A 15,092-nucleotide genomic window follows, 5' to 3' on the forward strand; every position below is an offset into this window, starting at 1 on the left:
CAACAAGGACCCGGAGGCCCCGATCTTCGACCTGGTCGACTACGGCGTCGTCGGCGACCTCTTCGACGTCGTCCCGCAACTCACCGAGGAGATCAACACCCGCAAGGGCTGATCCCCGCCGGGCCCGACGAGGCCCCCGCGACCGCTGGAACTCAACACCGGTCGCGGGGGCCTCGGTTCGTCCCCGGGCCGTCAGCCCAGGGTCAGGGACGCCTGCACCGGCAGATGGTCGCTCGGGAACTGGCCGCCCGCCGAGAAGGTGTTGATCGACGCCCGCCGGGTGGTGACCCCCGGTGTGGCCAGGATCCAGTCGATGCGGTCGCCGTCCGGCGTCAGCGGCCGGTAGCCGTGGAAGGTGGCGTACAGCGGGCCGCGCTCGCCCGCCGTGTCCCACGTGTCCACCAGACCCGCGCCCAGCAGCGTGTCGTAGACCGTGTTCTTGTGGGCGGCGACATTGAAGTCGCCGGTCACCACGAGCGGCAGCGAGCGGTCGAGCCCGTGGACGCGACCGGCGATCAGGGCGGCGGACCGCTCGCGCGCGTACTGACTCGCGTGGTCGAAGTGCGTGTTGAGGACGTAGAACTCCCGGCCCCCGGAGCGCTGGTCCCGGAAGCGGACCCAGGTGACCATCCGGGCGAAGGCCGCACCCCAGGTGTTCGAGCCGATCACGTCCGGGGTGTCGGAGAGCCAGAAGTGGTCGTACTCGACCGGGGTGAGGCGCTGGGTGTCGTAGAAGACCGCCATGGACTCGTCTCGGCTGCCGTGCAGTCGGCCGGTGCCGATCCAGTCGTAGCGCGGCCCGAGATCGGCGTCGATGTCCAGCAGTTGCGGGAAGAGACCTTCTTGTGTGCCGATGACGTGCGGGGCCTCGCGGCGCAGCAGGCGGCGCATGACCGGCCTGCGGGCGGTCCAGCTGTTCGGCTCGGTGGTGCTCGCGAAGCGCAGGTTGAAGGACATGACCTCCAGTCGGCGGTCCGGCTCCGGCTCCGCCGAGGCGGCGGGGACGGACAGTGCTGTACTGGACAGGGGCACGGTCACCGCCGCGGACAGGGCGGCCTTGAGACCCAGACGGCGCGTGACTCGGCTGTGGTTCGGCACGGGGGCTCCTTCGGTGGGAACGGGCCGGGCGAGTCGGTGGTACGGACGCGTGATACCGCCCTACGGGGTGGGCGTGAACATGGCGATATGGCCGTGTGGCCGCGCGCGGGCAGGGTGTTGACCATCAGGAAGGCGCCCGGATAACTTCGTTCAACGGATTGTTGATTCCGCAGTGCGGAAGATGGAGGCTGTGGGATGGGGCAGGGCCAGCAGGAGCAGCCGGCGACGAGCCTCGCGCGCGCCGTCAGCGAGGAGATCGGCGCATCCCTCGCCCCGGTCGACGCCGAGCTGGCCCGCCGCTACCCGGGAGACCCCGGCACCCGGCAGCCCGTCCACACGGTCTACGTCCCCGGCGACGCGTTCGCCGCCGACACCATCCGCTCCTGGGGCGACCAGGCCCTCGCGGCGCTCGACGAACACGCCCCCGACGCTGCCTCCTTCGCCGCCGTCCTCGGCCTCGACGACGAACTCGCCGGACCCGTCCACGAGCGGGTGCGCGCCAAGCTGGCACGCGAGCCCGTGGAGGACCTGCGGGTCGACTTCGAGGACGGCTACGGACCGCGCCCGGACGCCGAGGAGGACCAGGCGGCCGCCCGTGCCGCCCGGCTGATCGCCGGGGCGTACGAGAATGGCACGGCGGCGCCGTACATGGGGATCCGCATCAAGTGCCTGGAGGCGGCGGTGCGCGAGCGGGCCATCCGCACCCTCGACATCTTCCTGACGGGCCTCACGGCGGCTGGGGGGCCGCCGCGTGGCCTGGTCGTCACCCTGCCCAAGGTGACCTACGCCGAGCAGGTCAGCGCCATGGTGCGGCTCCTGGAGGCCTTCGAGAAGGCGTGCGGCCTCACGCCCGGCCGGCTCGGCTTCGAGATCCAGATCGAGACCAGCCAGGCCATCCTCGCCGCCGACGGCACGGCGACGGTCGCGCGGATGATCCGGGCCGCCGAGGGCAGGGCCACGGGGCTGCACTACGGCACCTTCGACTACAGCGCCGGCCTCGGTGTCTCCGCCGCCCACCAGGCCGGCGACCATCCGGCCGCCGACCACGCCAAAGCGGTCATGCAGGTCGCCGCCGCGGGCACCGGCGTCCGCGTGTCCGACGGCTCCACCAACGTGCTTCCGGTCGGCCCGGCCGAGCAGGTCCACGCCGCCTGGCGGCTGCACTACGGCCTCACCCGGCGGGCCCTGGCCCGCGCCTACTACCAGGGCTGGGACATGCACCCCGGCCACCTCCCCACCCGCTACGCCGCCGTGTTCGCCTTCTACCGCGAGGGCTTCGCGCAGGCGGCGGCGCGACTGGCCCGGTACGCGGACCGGGCCGGCGGCGTCGGCGAGATCGCGGACGAGCCCGCCACCGCCAGGGCGCTCGGCGGACACCTGCTGCGCGGCCTGGACTGCGGTGCCCTCGACCCCGACGAGGTGCACCGGCTCACCGGTCTGACCCGTCCGGACCTGGAGCACTTCGCCGCCCCGCACCACACCGACCGCACGGCCCCGGCCACCTAGACCGGGAGAACAGCGCCCTCCGCCCCCGGACGGCTGCGAGACGCACCGTCGCCGCCCCACAGGACGAGGCACGCGTAGCAGCCAGGGGTGGTCCAGTCTGGGCCGGTTCGTGGTTCCTGGTGGGTTGCGCGGCGCGTAGCCGCTGCCGCGCGGACGCCGCGCCGGTTGACGTGCGCGTAGTCACCCGGGGGCTGTTCCGTCGGTCGGTTCGACCCGCGGGTCCGGTGCCGGGCATCTGGGCCGGGTCATGGTTCCCGGTGGGTAGCGGCGCTGGCTGCGCGGCGCGTAGTCGCTGTCGCGCGGACGCTGTTCCCGTTGACGTGCGCGTAGTCACCCGGGGGCTGTTCCGTCGGCCGGTTCGATCCGCGGGTCCGGTGCGGGCAGCTGGGCCGGGTCGTGGTTCCCGGTGGGCAGCGGCGTGTGCTCGTCGGCGTCGACCACCGCGGGCTGCCGCGCGTCCGGCCACGTCCTGACGGCTCCCGTACCGTCCCGGGAGCGCGGTACGGCCTACCCCGGGGCGGCGCGTGGGCGCCGATGCCCGGCCCTGTCACCCGTGTCTTGAGCACGGGGACGCCGGAGGCGGGCGGCAAGTGCCCCGTCTTGTGCGGCAGCCGACGGCGAGGACAGCGCGCGGCCGGTCTGACGATGCGTCGGTCACAGCTTTGGCCGGCGACGATGACGGGCGGACGAAGTCCCCCGCTTCCGGCTCCGGCACCTCCGTGGCTCCCGCACGCCCGGCCTCGGCGGCCGGATCACTCGCCGCCGGGGCCCCCTGCCGTCGGCTCCCTCGCCGCCGGGCCTCGCCGCCGTCGGCCTGGCCGTGCCGTGGGCCCTTGTCTTCGGTACCGTCGAGTTGCCGGTCGGCGTCGGTCGAGGGTGCTCAGGTGGCCGGGGGCAGCTCGCCCGAACCGCGGGTGATCAGGCGGGTCGGCAGCTCGATGCGCTCCGGGGCGACGAGGCTGCCGTCCAGCTGCCGGAACAGGCGCTCGGCGGCGGTGCGGCCGAGGGCCGCGGAGTCCTGGGCGACGACCGTGACGCCGGGGCGGAGCAGATCGGCGAGTTCGATGTCGTCGAAACCGACCAGGGCGACGGGCCGGGTGTGCTGGGCGAGCACCCGGATCACGGTCACCGTCACCCGGTTGTTGCCCGTGAAGATCGCGGTGACGGGGGAGGACGCGGCAAGCATCTCCTCGGCCGCGCGGCGCACCCGCTCCGGGTCGGTCGCCCCCAGGGACATCCAGCCGTCCTGGACGGGTATCCCGGCGTCGTCCATGGCCGCCCGGTAGCCGCGCAGCCGCTCCGCCGCGGTGTGGATGCCGGGCATGTCGCCGATGAAGCCGATCCGGCGGTGCCCGTGGGCGATCAGATGGGCCACCCCGTCGCGGGCGCCGCCGAAGTTGTCGGACAGGACCACATCGGCGTCGATCTTCCCGGCCGGGCGGTCCACGAACACGGTCGCGACGCCCGCCCTGATCTCCGGCTCCAGATAGCGGTGGTCGTCCCCGGCGGGAATGATCACCAGCCCGTCCACCCGCCGTGCGCACAGGGCCAGCGCCAGTTCCTGCTCGCGGTCCGGGTCCTCCGCGCTGGAGCCGTTGATCAGCAGGGCGCCGTGGGCGCGGGCCACCTCCTCGACGGCGCGGCTGAGCGGTCCGTAGAACGGGTCGGCGAGGTCCTCCAGGACCAGGCCGATGCTCGCGGTCCGGCCCTTGCGCAGCACCCGCGCACTGTCGTTGCGGCGGAAGCCGAGCGCGTCGATGGCTTCCTGCACGCGGCGCTCGGTGTCCGGGGTGACTCCCGGCTCGCCGTTGACCACGCGGGAGACCGTCTTGAGCCCGACACCGGCCCGCGCCGCCACGTCCTTCATCGTGGGACGGTTGCCGTAGCGGGATCCGGAGAATCGGTCGGCGCGGCGGGTGGTCTCTGGCACGATGCTGCGTCCTGTCCTGTCGTTCACGGGGGGTGCGTAGGTCAATGGGCTGGTATGAGGATGTGGCGTCGAGCATAGAGCCTGGACAACGTTGTCAGATGCGGGAGACACTGTCCATCGCAATCACCGGCCTGCGCCCCCACCGCGAGACCGGGCTGCGTCTCGCACTGCTTTCTCATGGTTGACGGGGAGATTCGACTCTGATGCACACCGACCTCGTGGCTGCGCTCGACATCGGCGGCACCAAGATCGCCGGCGCGCTGGTGGACGGCCACGGACGGATCCAGGTCCGCGCTCAGCGCTCGACGCCCGCCCAGCAGGACGGCGAGACCGTCATGCGGGCGGTGGCGGAGGTGCTGGGCGAGCTCGCCAGATCCCCCCTGTGGCGCCGCGCAAGCTCCGTCGGCATCGGCAGCGCCGGGCCCGTGGACGCCTCCGCGGGCACCGTGAGCCCGGTGAACGTGCCGGGCTGGCGCGGCTTCCCGTTGGTCGAGCGGGTGCGGGCGGCGACCGGCGGGCTGCCCGTCGAACTGATCGGCGACGGTGTGGCGATCACGGCCGCCGAGCACTGGCAGGGGGCCGCCCGCGGCCATGACAACGCGCTGTGCATGGTGGTCTCGACCGGCGTCGGCGGCGGCCTCGTCCTGGGCGGCCAGCTGCACCCCGGACCCACCGGCAACGCGGGCCACATCGGCCACATCAGCGTCGACCTCGACGGCGATCCCTGCCCGTGCGGCTCCCGTGGCTGCGTCGAGCGGATCGCCAGCGGCCCCAACATCGCCCGGCGCGCCCTGGAGGGCGGCTGGCGGCCCGGCGCCGACGGGGACGCTTCGGCGGCCGCGGTCGCGGCGGCCGCCCGCGCCGGCGACCCCGTCGCGGTGGCCTCCTTCGAGCGTGCCGCGCAGGCGCTGGCCGCCGCCATCGCGGCCACCGCGACCCTGGTGGAGATCGACATCGCGGTGATCGGCGGCGGCGTCGGCAAGGCGGGCGACATCCTCTTCGCGCCGTTGCGCAAGGCCCTCGGTGACTACGCGACCCTCTCCTTCGTACGGCGGCTGACGGTGACGCCCGCGCAGATGGGCACGGACGCCGGTCTGGTGGGTGCCGCCGCGGCCGGACTGGCGAGGCGGCCGGACGCGACCGCGGCGGGGGTCTGACACCACTCCCCGGTGCCGGGGCGAAGGGTCACGCGCGGGTCGCCCGGTTCAGCAGCCGATCCGCGCGTCGGCCCAGTCCGCGTGGTCCGAGTCGATGCCGTCGCCGCCGTCGGTGACGACCAGCCGGACCACCTGGGCGCCGCTCACGTCGGCGGTCAGCGGCCGGGCCGGCATCGCGTTGGTCAGCACCCCGGTGGCGGCGACCTTCGTGCCGTCGGCCCAGACCTCGAAGGCGACGGTGCCGTTCGCGCCCTTCTCGTCGTCCACGCCGACCTCCGCGGTGACCGTCTCGCAGGCCCCGCCCGTGTAGTACTCGACGGAACTCTCCGCGTGCACGCCGAGGCCCTTGGCGTAGACCACGCCGCCCAGCGTGAGGGGATTGCCGTCACCGGCCGCGCTCTCGCCGTTGCTGGTGTCGCGCTCCACCGGACCCCAGCCGTTGGTGGCCGAAAGCCACGGCAGATCGCCGAGGTACGACGTCCCGGACGGGGGCGGCACCACGACGGACGCCGTCAGCGGCAGCGCGGTCTCGACACGGGTTCCCGACGGCGCGCGGTACCGGGCCGTCAGCGTCAGGGCGTAGGACCCCGCCGGTGTGCCGGGCGGCGCGGTGACCCGCCAGCCGGTGCGCAGCGAACGGCCCGTCGCGAGCGTCGCCGCCTCGGTGGCCGATGTCGGGGTGACGGTCCAGTCCGCGGGGCCGGTCAGCGCCACCGACACCTGCCGGGCCGGGGCGCGGCCGAGGTCGGTGACCGAGCTGGTCAGCGCGGCAGGGGCGCCCGCCTCGACGTATGGGCCGCCGTCCAGGCCGAGTTCGACCGCCGGCGGATGCGCGGCCCAGCGGGGGTCCACCTGGACCCGGACGAGGACTGTGCCGTGGGCCGGGACGGTCGCCGAGACGGTGCCGGCGGTCTGGTAGCTGCGGTGCTGCCACAGGTCGCGCAGGGTGTAGCCGGGGGCGTCCGGGAGACCCGCGGCCCGCGCGGTCGTCGAGATGCGCTGTGCGGTGCCGGACTCGTTGAACAGGGCCACCGCGCGGCTGCCGTCCCGCAGCTCCTTGGCTACGACCCAGCGCCCGCCCTCGGACGAGACGACCGTGCCCTGCCTGCCCAGCGGGTCCTGGTCGACGGCGATGACCTCCTTGTTGCCCAGGATGTCGAAGGTCGCCTGGGACGCCGTGCGCAGGTCGGTGCCGATGAGGAGCGGCGCCGCCATGATCGACCACATCGAGAAGTGCGAGCGGTACTCGGTGTCGGTCATGCCGCCGTTGCCGACCTCCAGCATGTCGGGGTCGTTCCAGCAGCCGGGACCGGCGTACTGCGCGAGGGGCAGGTTCTGCTTGAGGATCGACAGCATCGAGCCCCAGCTGTCGCTGATGTCCCCGGTCGTCCGCCACAGCTGGCCGAGGTCCCCGGCCCACTCCCAGGGCCTGTTCTCGCCCCATTCGCAGATGCTGTACACGATGGGCCGCCCGGTCGCCCTCAGGGCGTCCCGCATGGTCGTGTAGCGGAGCCTGGCGTCCACGCCCTGGTTGTTGCAGTTGTCGTACTTGAGGTAGTCCACGCCCCAGTCGGCGAACTGCTGGGCGTCGCTGTACTCGTGGCCGAGCGCGCCGGGGAAGCCCGCGCTGTTGCACGTCTTCGTGCCGGCGCTGGTGTAGATGCCGAGCTTGAGCCCCTTGGCGTGGACGTAGTCGGCGACGGCCTCGATCCCGCCGGGGAAGCGGACCGGGTCGGGGACCAGTTTGCCGTTCGCGTCACGGCTGGGCAGGGCCCAGCAGTCGTCGAGGTTGACGTACTGGTACCCGGCGTCCTTGAGGCCCTTCGTCACGAACAGGTCGGCGATGCCCTTGACCATCTCCTCGTCGAAGTCGGCGCGGCAGTGCGTGGAGTTCCAGTTGTTGAAGCCCATCGGCGGGGTGAGGGCCAGACCGTCGGCGGGGGCGGGCGCGGCGGGCGCCTCGGCGGGGGCCGCCGCGGCGGCAGGGACGGCGAGGCCCGCCGCGCACAGCAGGCCGGCGGTGAGCGCTCCGAACGCTCTGCGGCGGATGGTGCGGGTGTGAGGGTGACGCATCGTTACGTTCCTCCTCCTCGCGAAAGGCGGCAATGACGTCATGTACGTGTCATCGATGGGCGTTCACGGTAGGACGTGTCCGACTGTGTCGGAAGGGGTGCGGTACGGACGCACGGCATCTCGTCATTTCCCTTGCTTCGTGGGGCATTTCGCAGCAGGGAGCGGTGCCGTGCGTTCGGTTGTGTCGGGCGGGGCCCGCTCCGGTGCGGCGCCCCGACGGAGGAACCGCGGTGATCCGCGTGACCCCTGGGCGCCCTGACAGTTGAACCGGGCATGAAGAAGCGCAGCATGCTCGCCATCGCCTCCCTCGCCACCGGGTTCGTCGTGGCCGCGATCAGCCCGTCGCACGGGGTCGACAAGGACGCCCTCGGCGATCTGCACGTCCCGGACACGCTCGGCACCGTCGACCACCTCGTCAGCCAGGACAGCCTCGCCCCCGCCGACCACCTCCCGGCGCAGGAGTAGCCCCGCCACGGCCCCCGTGGCGCGGCCCCTCAGCTGCGGCTGGTTTCCGTGGCAGTGTGGAGCGGGCAAGCCTCTGGGGGCCAACAGAAGAGGGGGAACCGTGATCGTCTGGATCAACGGTGCGTTCGGTGCGGGGAAGACGACCACCGCACGGGAACTGATCGACCTGATCCCGAACAGCGCGCTCTTCGACCCCGAGGTCATCGGCGGAGCGCTCACACACCTGCTGCCGCCCAAACGCCTCGCCGAGGTCGGCGACTTCCAGGATCTGCCGATCTGGCGCCGGCTCGTGATCGACACGGCGGCCGCCATGCTGGCCGAACTCGGCGGGACCCTCGTGGTCCCCATGACCCTGCTGCGCCAGGAGTACCGCGACGAGATCTTCGGCGGTCTCGCTGCCCGCCGCATCGCCGTGCGCCATCTGCTGCTCGCCCCGGCCGAAACGATCCTGCGCGCGCGCATAGCCGGGCGGGACGTCCCGCCCGAACTGCCCGACGGCGAGATGCGGATGCGCCAGTGGGCGTACGACCACATCGAGCCGTACCGCGCGGCCCTCGGCTCCTGGCTCGCCGCCGACGCCCACCCCGTCGACACCAGCGCGCTCACCCCGTACGAGACGGCGGTCCGCATCGCCGAGGCCGTCGCCGAGGGCACCGTCGCCCCCTGTGACATCGTGCAGACCCCGGAACCCACGGCGGAGACCCTTGCGGCCGGTGTGCTGCTCTTCGACGAGCGGGACCGCGTCCTGCTGGTCGACCCCACCTACAAGCCCGGCTGGGAGTTCCCCGGAGGGGTCGTCGAGCCCGGCGAGGCCCCCGCCAGGGCCGGCATGCGCGAGGTCGCCGAGGAGACCGGGATACGGCTGGCGGACGTGCCGCGGCTGCTTGTCGTGGACTGGGAACCGCCCGCGCCGCCCGGCTACGGCGGGCTGCGGCTCCTGTTCGACGGCGGCCGTCTCGCGTCCGCCGAGGCCGGCTCCCTGCTGCTGCCCGGACCCGAACTGCGCGACTGGCGCTTCGTCACCGAGCAGGAGGCCGCCGCGCTGCTGCCGCCCGTGCGCTACGAGCGGCTGCGGTGGGCGCTGCGGGCGCGCGAGCGGGGCGCCGCGCTGTACCTGGAGGCCGGCGTCCCACTCGGCTGACACGGCCACGGCTTCGGCTTTCCGCCGCCACCGCCGATGCGCTCCGGGCCACTTGGCGGCCAGCCGGGGAGCGAGGGCCGCTGTGTGGTGAGCGGTGGGCCGCGGTAGGGCTGGGGGATGGGCCGCCTCCCCTGCTCGCGACGCCGGCCGAAGCCGTACCGGTCCGGCGCGCCGGCGATGTCGGTGTGGGCCGGCAGGCGCGCTCAGTCGGCGTGGTGCGCCGGTCACCGTCCTCCTCCGCCGCGCGGGTGCGACCAGCCACAGCGGCGCCGCAGCCGGACGACGGGGCGTCATGGCCCCGCCGACGCGGCCCCCGGCGGAGCGCTCACATCAGTGGTCCGCGTGGCGGGGGCACCACCCGGCGGGTCGCCCGTACGGCCCGGTCCGGTCGGCCGGCCCACGATGCGGGCCTGCGCCCGTCGGTCAGCCGGGGGCGCGAGGGCGGCTGTGTGTTGAGCGGTGGGTCGTCTCACCGGCTCGGGAGGCCGGGCGAAGCCGTATAGGTGTGGCGCGCCGGCGATGTCGGTGTGCTTCGACGGTCGCTGTTCTTCTCCGAGGCGCGGGCGCGATTGGATGCAGCGGCGGTGCAGCCGACCGATGGTGCGTCACGGCCGCGTGGGCGGAGCGCTTACGCCAGTGGTCCGCGCGGCGGGGGCACCACCCGGCGGGTCGCCCGTACGGCCCGGTCCGGTCGGCCGGCACACGACGTGGGCCTGCGCCCGTTGGTCAGCCGCATCGGGCCCGACTGGCGCGCATCCGCCGTGTCTGTGTGCCGCTTCGCGAAGGGCCGTCGTGGCGCGTGCCGTGACCGGATCGCCGTGGCCGAAGCAGGCCACCTCCGCGTCGAGGCTGGCGAGGCGGGCGAAGGAGGCGAGCATGCGGGCGCGGTCGAGGTTGAACACACCCGGGATCACCTCGCCGGTGCCGGGCGCGGCGGCCACCGCGTCGCCCGTGAACAGCACACCGTGCTCGGGGAGATGGACGGCGATGCTGCCGTGGGTGTGCCCGGGGACATGCACGACCCGGGCGCCGCCGCCGAAGTCGAGGACATCGCCGTCCGTCAACTCGGTGACCCGGCCGGGGCGTACCGGATCGCCCGGCGGCAGCAGCTTCGCGGCCCGGGCGTGCAGCGGCCGTTCCCAGTCCTCGAAGCACGGCTCGGGCCCCGGGGCCGTGCCCCGGACCACCGGCGCCTCCAGGTGGTGCGCCAGCACCTCGGCGCCGCTCAGCGCGGCGAACTCGCCCGCACCGCCCGCGTGGTCCTCGTGGAAGTGGGTCAGCACGATCCGTCGTACGGACGACGGGGCCCGCCCGAGTGCCGTGAGCGCGTCGGCGATCCTCCGGCCGGAGCCGATCGTCCCCGCGTCGATGAGCGTGGCCGTGTCGTCGTCGGACCAGAGGTATGCCTGGCCGACCGGGAAGCGCAGCAGGTGCAGGCGGGGGAGCAGTTCGATGACGTTCATCCGCCGACCGTAGGCAGGGCCCCCGCCCGGAGCGAGGGCCCTGTGCCGCGGGCAGAACGGTTCAGCCCGCGGCGTAGTTGCGCAGGAACAGCGCCTCCGCCACCGACAGGCGCTCCAACTCCTCGGGCGAGACGCTTTCGTTCACGGCGTGGATCTGCGCCTCCGGCTCGCTCAGCCCGATGAGCAGGATCTCGGCCTCGGGGTACAGGTGGGCGAGGGTGTTGCACAGCGGGATGGAGCCGCCCTGCCCCGCGTACTGCATGCTCTCGCCCGGGTAGGCCACCGCCAGGGCGTCGGCCATCGCCCGGTAGGCCGGGCTGGTGGTGTCGGCGCGGAACGGCTGGCCCTGCCCGATCTGCTCCGTGCGCACCCGGGCACCCCACGGCGTGCGCGCCTCCAGATGGGCCTGGAGCAGCTTGCTCGCCTCGTCCGCGTCCACGCCCGGCGGCACCCGCAGGCTGACCAGAGCGCGGGCGCTCGGCTGCACGGACGGCGTGGCGCCCACGACCGGCGGGCAGTCGATGCCGAGGACCGTGACGGCCGGGCGGGCCCAGATGCGGTCGGCGATGCTGCCCTCGCCGATCAGCCCGACGCCGTCCAGCACCTTGGCGTCCGCGCGGAACTGCTCCTCGGCGTACTCGATGCCGTCCCAGCGGCCCTCGGCGCCCAGCCCGTCGACCGTGGTGGAGCCGTCCTCGGCGCGCAGCGAGTCCAGGACCCGGATCAGCGCGGCCAGCGCGTCGGGGGCGGCGCCGCCGAACTGCCCGGAGTGCAGATTGCCCTCCAGCGTGTCGATCTGTACCCGCACCAGGGTCATGCCGCGCAGCGTGCTCGTGACGGTCGGCAGGCCGACCCGGAAGTTACCGGTGTCGCCGATGACGACGGCGTCCGCCGCCAGCAGCTCGGGGTGCTGCTCGGCGTACCGCTCCAGGCCGCCGGTGCCCTGCTCCTCGGAGCCCTCGGCTATGACCTTGACGGTCACCGGGACCCCGCCGTCGGCCCGCAGCGCGCGCAGGGCCAGCAGGTGCATGATCACGCCGCCCTTGCAGTCGGCCGCGCCGCGCCCGTACCAGCGTCCGTCGCGCTCGGTCAGCTCGAACGGCGCAGAGGTCCAGGCTGCCTCGTCGAGCGGCGGCTGCACGTCGTAGTGCGCATACAGCAGAACCGTTTTCGCACCCTCGGGTCCTGGCAGGCAGCCGTACACCGACTGGGTGCCGTCCGGGGTGTCGAGCAGGGCCACGTCCTGGAAGCCCTCCGCGCGCAGCGCGTCGGCGATCCAGGCCGCCGCGCCCTCGCTCTCGCTCTTGGGGAACTGGTCGAAGTCCGCCACCGACCTGAAGGCCACCAGCTCGGCGAGTTCTGCCCGTGCTCTCGGCAGCAGCGAGGCGACGGTCTCGGCGACCGGATGCGACGACATGGGCACGCTCCTCGTGGGTGCGACGTTGTAGCGGTGAAGTACACCGATCCTCCCACAGTGGCCTGCGGCGACGTCCGCCGTAGGATGCGGGGGGACATGAGGTCCCTCCTGGTCGGGCGCGGTCGCGCGGCCGGGGGAGCGGCAGCGGCAGCGGCTTGATCGGAGCAGTAGACCATCGTGAGCGGCGAGAACTCTTCGGCGGACGACGTACAGCGGGTGTGGGACGTCGTCGTGGTGGGCGCGGGACCCGCGGGGGCCTCCGCCGCCTACGCGGCGGCGGTCGCGGGACGGCGCGTGCTGTTGCTGGAGAAGGCCGAGTTGCCCCGCTACAAGACCTGCGGCGGCGGCATCATCGGCCCCTCGCGCGACGCGCTCCCGCCCGGCTTCGAACTCCCCTTCAAGGACCGGGTGCACGCCGTCACCTTCTCCAACAACGGGCGCTTCACGCGTACCCGCCGCTCCAAGCAGATGCTGTTCGGTCTGATCAACCGGCCGGAGTTCGACCAGCAGCTGGTCGAGCACGCCCAGAAGGCGGGCGCCGAGCTGCGCACGGGCGCCACGGTCACCCGGGTGGAGCAGCACGGCTCCGCGGTGCCGGACCGGCGCACGGTCGCCGTGGTGCTCCAGGGCGGCGAGACCGTCCTCGCCCGCGCCGTGGTGGGCGCCGACGGCAGCGCCAGCCGCATAGGGGCACATGTCGGCGTGAAGATGGAGCAGGTCGACCTCGGCCTGGAGGCGGAGATCCCGGTACCGGCGACGGTCGCGGAGGACTGGAAGGGGCGGGTCCTCATCGACTGGGGGCCGATGCCCGGCAGTTACGGCTGGGTGTTCCCCAAGGGTGACACGCTCACCGTCGGCGTGATCTCGGCGCGCGGCGAAGGAGCCGCCACCAAGCGGTACTTGGAGGACTTCGTCGCCCGGCTCGGACTGGCCGGCTTCGAACCCGCCGTCTCCTCGGGGCACTTGACCCGCTGCCGCGCCGAGGACTCCCCGCTGTCCCGCGGCCGGGTCCTCGTCTGCGGTGACGCCGCCGGGCTGCTGGAGCCGTGGACCCGCGAGGGCATCTCGTTCGCGCTGCGCTCGGGACGGCTGGCGGGGGAGTGGGCGGTGCGGATCGCCGAGGCGCACGACGCGGTGGACACCCGCCGCCAGGCCCTGAACTACGCGTTCGCCATCAAGGCCGGGCTCGGCGTGGAGATGAGCGTCGGCCGGCGGATGCTCGCCGTTTTCGAGCGCAGGCCCGGCCTGTTCCATGCGGCCCTCACCGGCTTCCGTCCCGCCTGGAACGCCTTCCGGGACATCACCCGGGGTTCCACGTCCCTGGGCGAGCTGGTCCGCAACCACCCCATGGCCCAGCGCGCCCTGACCGCGCTGGACCGGCGGCCCGCCCCGGTGGCCGAGGCGACGGCGGACGACGAGGTCACTTCGTGACGGTGATCCTGAAGACCGGGTGGTTCGGCGCGATGCGGCGCAGCTCGGCCTCGGGCGAGTCGGGGCCGACGCCGCCGAAGAAGACGCCGACCTCGGCCTTCCAGCGCTTGAGGTAGGCGCGCAGCAGCGGAACCTTCTCGTCGTCGGCGACCTCGGTCGCGGTGAAGGCGTCCACCGTCCGGCCGAGGCGCAGCTCGCCCCCGCCGGCCGCGCGCATGTTGTGGGTCCACTGGACGTGACCGCGCGGGGCGAGCAGATACTGCTGTCCGTCCACGGTCAGCAGGTTCACCGGGGTGGTGCGCCACGCGCCGCTCTTGCGGCCGCGGACCGCGAGGACCCGGGAGCCCCACACACTGATGCCGCGGCGGGTCAGCCAGGACACCGCTCGGTTCATGACGTTGACGGTGAACCAGCCGGGCTTCTGGACGTGTGTGGTCATGGCTACTTCCTCCTGGAAGCGACGTTCTCGCGGCGGGATGGGGGGAGCGACGTGATGTGAGCAGTGCTCTCGCCCGGCATCAGTGTGCTGCAGACCGGCACCCTCTTGCAAGAGCAGTGCTCTCTTTTCGGTTCGACGCTCTCTTTTGTGTGCAGTGCTCTGAGTTCGTGGCACACTGCTGCGTATGAGGACCGCACAGGGCGCCCGTGCGCGGGCCAGGATGGAAGTCACCGCGGCCATCAAGGACGAGGCCCGCAGACAGCTCGCCGCCGAGGGGGCCGGCAAGCTCTCGCTGCGGGCCGTGGCCCGCGAACTCGGCATGGTCTCCTCCGCGGTGTACCGCTATTTCCCGAGCCGCGACGACCTGCTGACCGCGCTCATCATCGACGCGTACGACTCCATCGGCGCGTGCGCGGAGCAGGCCCGCGACGACGCGGCAGCCGACGCCGGGCCCGTGTCCCGCTGGGTCGCGGTGTGCACGGCCGTGCGCGGCTGGGCGCTCGCCCATCCGCACGAGTACGCGCTGATCTACGGCTCGCCGGTGCCGGGCTACACGGCTCCCCGGACGACCCTCCCGCCCGCCTCCCGGATCGGCGCCGTCCTCATCGGCATCATCCTCGACGCCCACCGGGGCCACGGACTCGTCGGCCCCGGCCTGCCCGGCGTACTGCACCCCGAGGCCGAGCACCTGGTCGCCGACCTCGCGCCCGAGCTGCCGCCCGAGGCGGCGACGGCGCTCGTCGCGGGCTGGGCACAGCTCTTCGGGCTGGTGAGCTTCGAAGTGTTCGGCCAGTTCAACCGGCTCGTGGAGGACCGCGAGCGGTTCTTCGACCACGCCGCGACAGGACTGGCACACGCGGTGGGGCTGCGGTAGGGCGCAGCGAGCGGATGCGGTTCGGCAGCGCGAAGGGGCGCGGGGCTGTATCGATATCTGGCTCCGCCGCGCTGGCCGGACAGCCACGACGGTGCCGG

At 73.4% G+C, this 15,092-nt stretch carries 11 protein-coding genes and 2 pseudogenes; 7 read left to right on the forward strand and 6 right to left on the reverse strand.

Annotation, left to right across the window (positions count from 1 at the left end; genetic code table 11):
* Positions 1–112 (forward strand): annotated as a pseudogene (locus tag ACIRFL_RS11345) (electron transfer flavoprotein subunit alpha/FixB family protein); the annotation flags it as partial.
* 80 nt (positions 113–192) lie between these two features.
* Here the strand turns inward: ACIRFL_RS11345 and ACIRFL_RS11350 are convergent.
* Positions 193–1,098 carry an endonuclease/exonuclease/phosphatase family protein gene (locus tag ACIRFL_RS11350; protein ID WP_404026602.1) on the reverse strand — a complete coding sequence of 302 codons (906 nt, stop codon included), beginning with the start codon at positions 1,096–1,098 and terminating at the stop codon, positions 193–195.
* Positions 1,099–1,293: 195 nt separating this feature from the next.
* On the opposite strand from ACIRFL_RS11350, the gene ACIRFL_RS11355 reads away from it, so the two are divergent.
* Positions 1,294–2,604 carry a DUF6986 family protein gene (locus ACIRFL_RS11355; RefSeq protein ID WP_404026605.1) on the forward strand — a complete coding sequence of 437 codons (1,311 nt, stop codon included), beginning with the start codon at positions 1,294–1,296 and terminating at the stop codon, positions 2,602–2,604.
* Between the two features lie 880 nt (positions 2,605–3,484).
* Here ACIRFL_RS11355 and ACIRFL_RS11360 read toward each other — a convergent pair.
* Positions 3,485–4,534 (reverse strand): LacI family DNA-binding transcriptional regulator, encoded by a 1,050-nt coding sequence (locus tag ACIRFL_RS11360; RefSeq protein ID WP_404026608.1) that lies wholly within the window; start codon positions 4,532–4,534, stop codon positions 3,485–3,487.
* A 203-nt stretch (positions 4,535–4,737) separates the two neighbouring features.
* Here ACIRFL_RS11360 and ACIRFL_RS11365 point away from each other — a divergent pair, with 203 nt between their 5' ends.
* Positions 4,738–5,691 (forward strand): ROK family protein, encoded by a 954-nt coding sequence (locus ACIRFL_RS11365; protein WP_404026611.1) that lies wholly within the window; start codon positions 4,738–4,740, stop codon positions 5,689–5,691.
* Positions 5,692–5,739: 48 nt separating this feature from the next.
* Here the strand turns inward: ACIRFL_RS11365 and ACIRFL_RS11370 are convergent, their stop codons facing one another.
* The gene (locus ACIRFL_RS11370; protein WP_404026612.1) at positions 5,740–7,764 is read right to left on the reverse strand and encodes an NPCBM/NEW2 domain-containing protein; all 2,025 of its coding nucleotides are present in this window, start codon (positions 7,762–7,764) and stop codon (positions 5,740–5,742) included.
* 273 nt (positions 7,765–8,037) lie between these two features.
* Here ACIRFL_RS11370 and ACIRFL_RS11375 point away from each other — a divergent pair, with 273 nt between their 5' ends.
* Together ACIRFL_RS11375 and ACIRFL_RS11380 are read left to right on the forward strand one after the other, a co-directional pair.
* Positions 8,038–8,229 (forward strand): hypothetical protein, encoded by a 192-nt coding sequence (locus tag ACIRFL_RS11375; RefSeq protein WP_404026615.1) that lies wholly within the window; start codon positions 8,038–8,040, stop codon positions 8,227–8,229.
* A 100-nt stretch (positions 8,230–8,329) separates the two neighbouring features.
* Entirely contained in the window at positions 8,330–9,370 is a 1,041-nt protein-coding gene (locus ACIRFL_RS11380; protein ID WP_404026617.1) for an NUDIX domain-containing protein, read from the forward strand.
* A 761-nt stretch (positions 9,371–10,131) separates the two neighbouring features.
* Here ACIRFL_RS11380 and ACIRFL_RS11385 read toward each other — a convergent pair.
* A pseudogene (locus ACIRFL_RS11385) lies at positions 10,132–10,833 on the reverse strand (MBL fold metallo-hydrolase); the annotation flags it as partial.
* Between the two features lie 61 nt (positions 10,834–10,894).
* On the reverse strand, positions 10,895–12,250 hold the full coding sequence (locus ACIRFL_RS11390; RefSeq protein WP_404026620.1) for a dipeptidase: 1,356 nt from the start codon (positions 12,248–12,250) through the stop codon (positions 10,895–10,897).
* 177 nt (positions 12,251–12,427) lie between these two features.
* Here ACIRFL_RS11390 and ACIRFL_RS11395 point away from each other — a divergent pair, with 177 nt between their 5' ends.
* Positions 12,428–13,681, forward strand: a complete 1,254-nt coding sequence (locus ACIRFL_RS11395; protein ID WP_404026622.1) for a geranylgeranyl reductase family protein — start codon at positions 12,428–12,430, stop codon at positions 13,679–13,681.
* On the opposite strand, the gene ACIRFL_RS11400 is transcribed toward ACIRFL_RS11395, so the two are convergent.
* Positions 13,671–14,120: a nitroreductase family deazaflavin-dependent oxidoreductase gene (locus ACIRFL_RS11400; protein ID WP_404026625.1), complete on the reverse strand. Its 450-nt coding sequence runs from the start codon at positions 14,118–14,120 to the stop codon at positions 13,671–13,673. The two genes, ACIRFL_RS11395 and ACIRFL_RS11400, sit on opposite strands and share 11 nt — an antisense overlap.
* 184 nt (positions 14,121–14,304) lie before the next feature.
* Between ACIRFL_RS11400 and ACIRFL_RS11405 the strand changes: the two genes are divergently transcribed.
* Positions 14,305–14,994: a TetR/AcrR family transcriptional regulator gene (locus ACIRFL_RS11405; RefSeq protein ID WP_404026628.1), complete on the forward strand. Its 690-nt coding sequence runs from the start codon at positions 14,305–14,307 to the stop codon at positions 14,992–14,994.
* Positions 14,995–15,092: the final 98 nt, after the last annotated feature.

Origin of the sequence: Streptomyces sp. NPDC102462 (assembly GCF_044765425.1) — a bacterium.
In the GTDB taxonomy this organism is placed as follows: Bacteria; Actinomycetota; Actinomycetes; order Streptomycetales; family Streptomycetaceae; genus Streptomyces.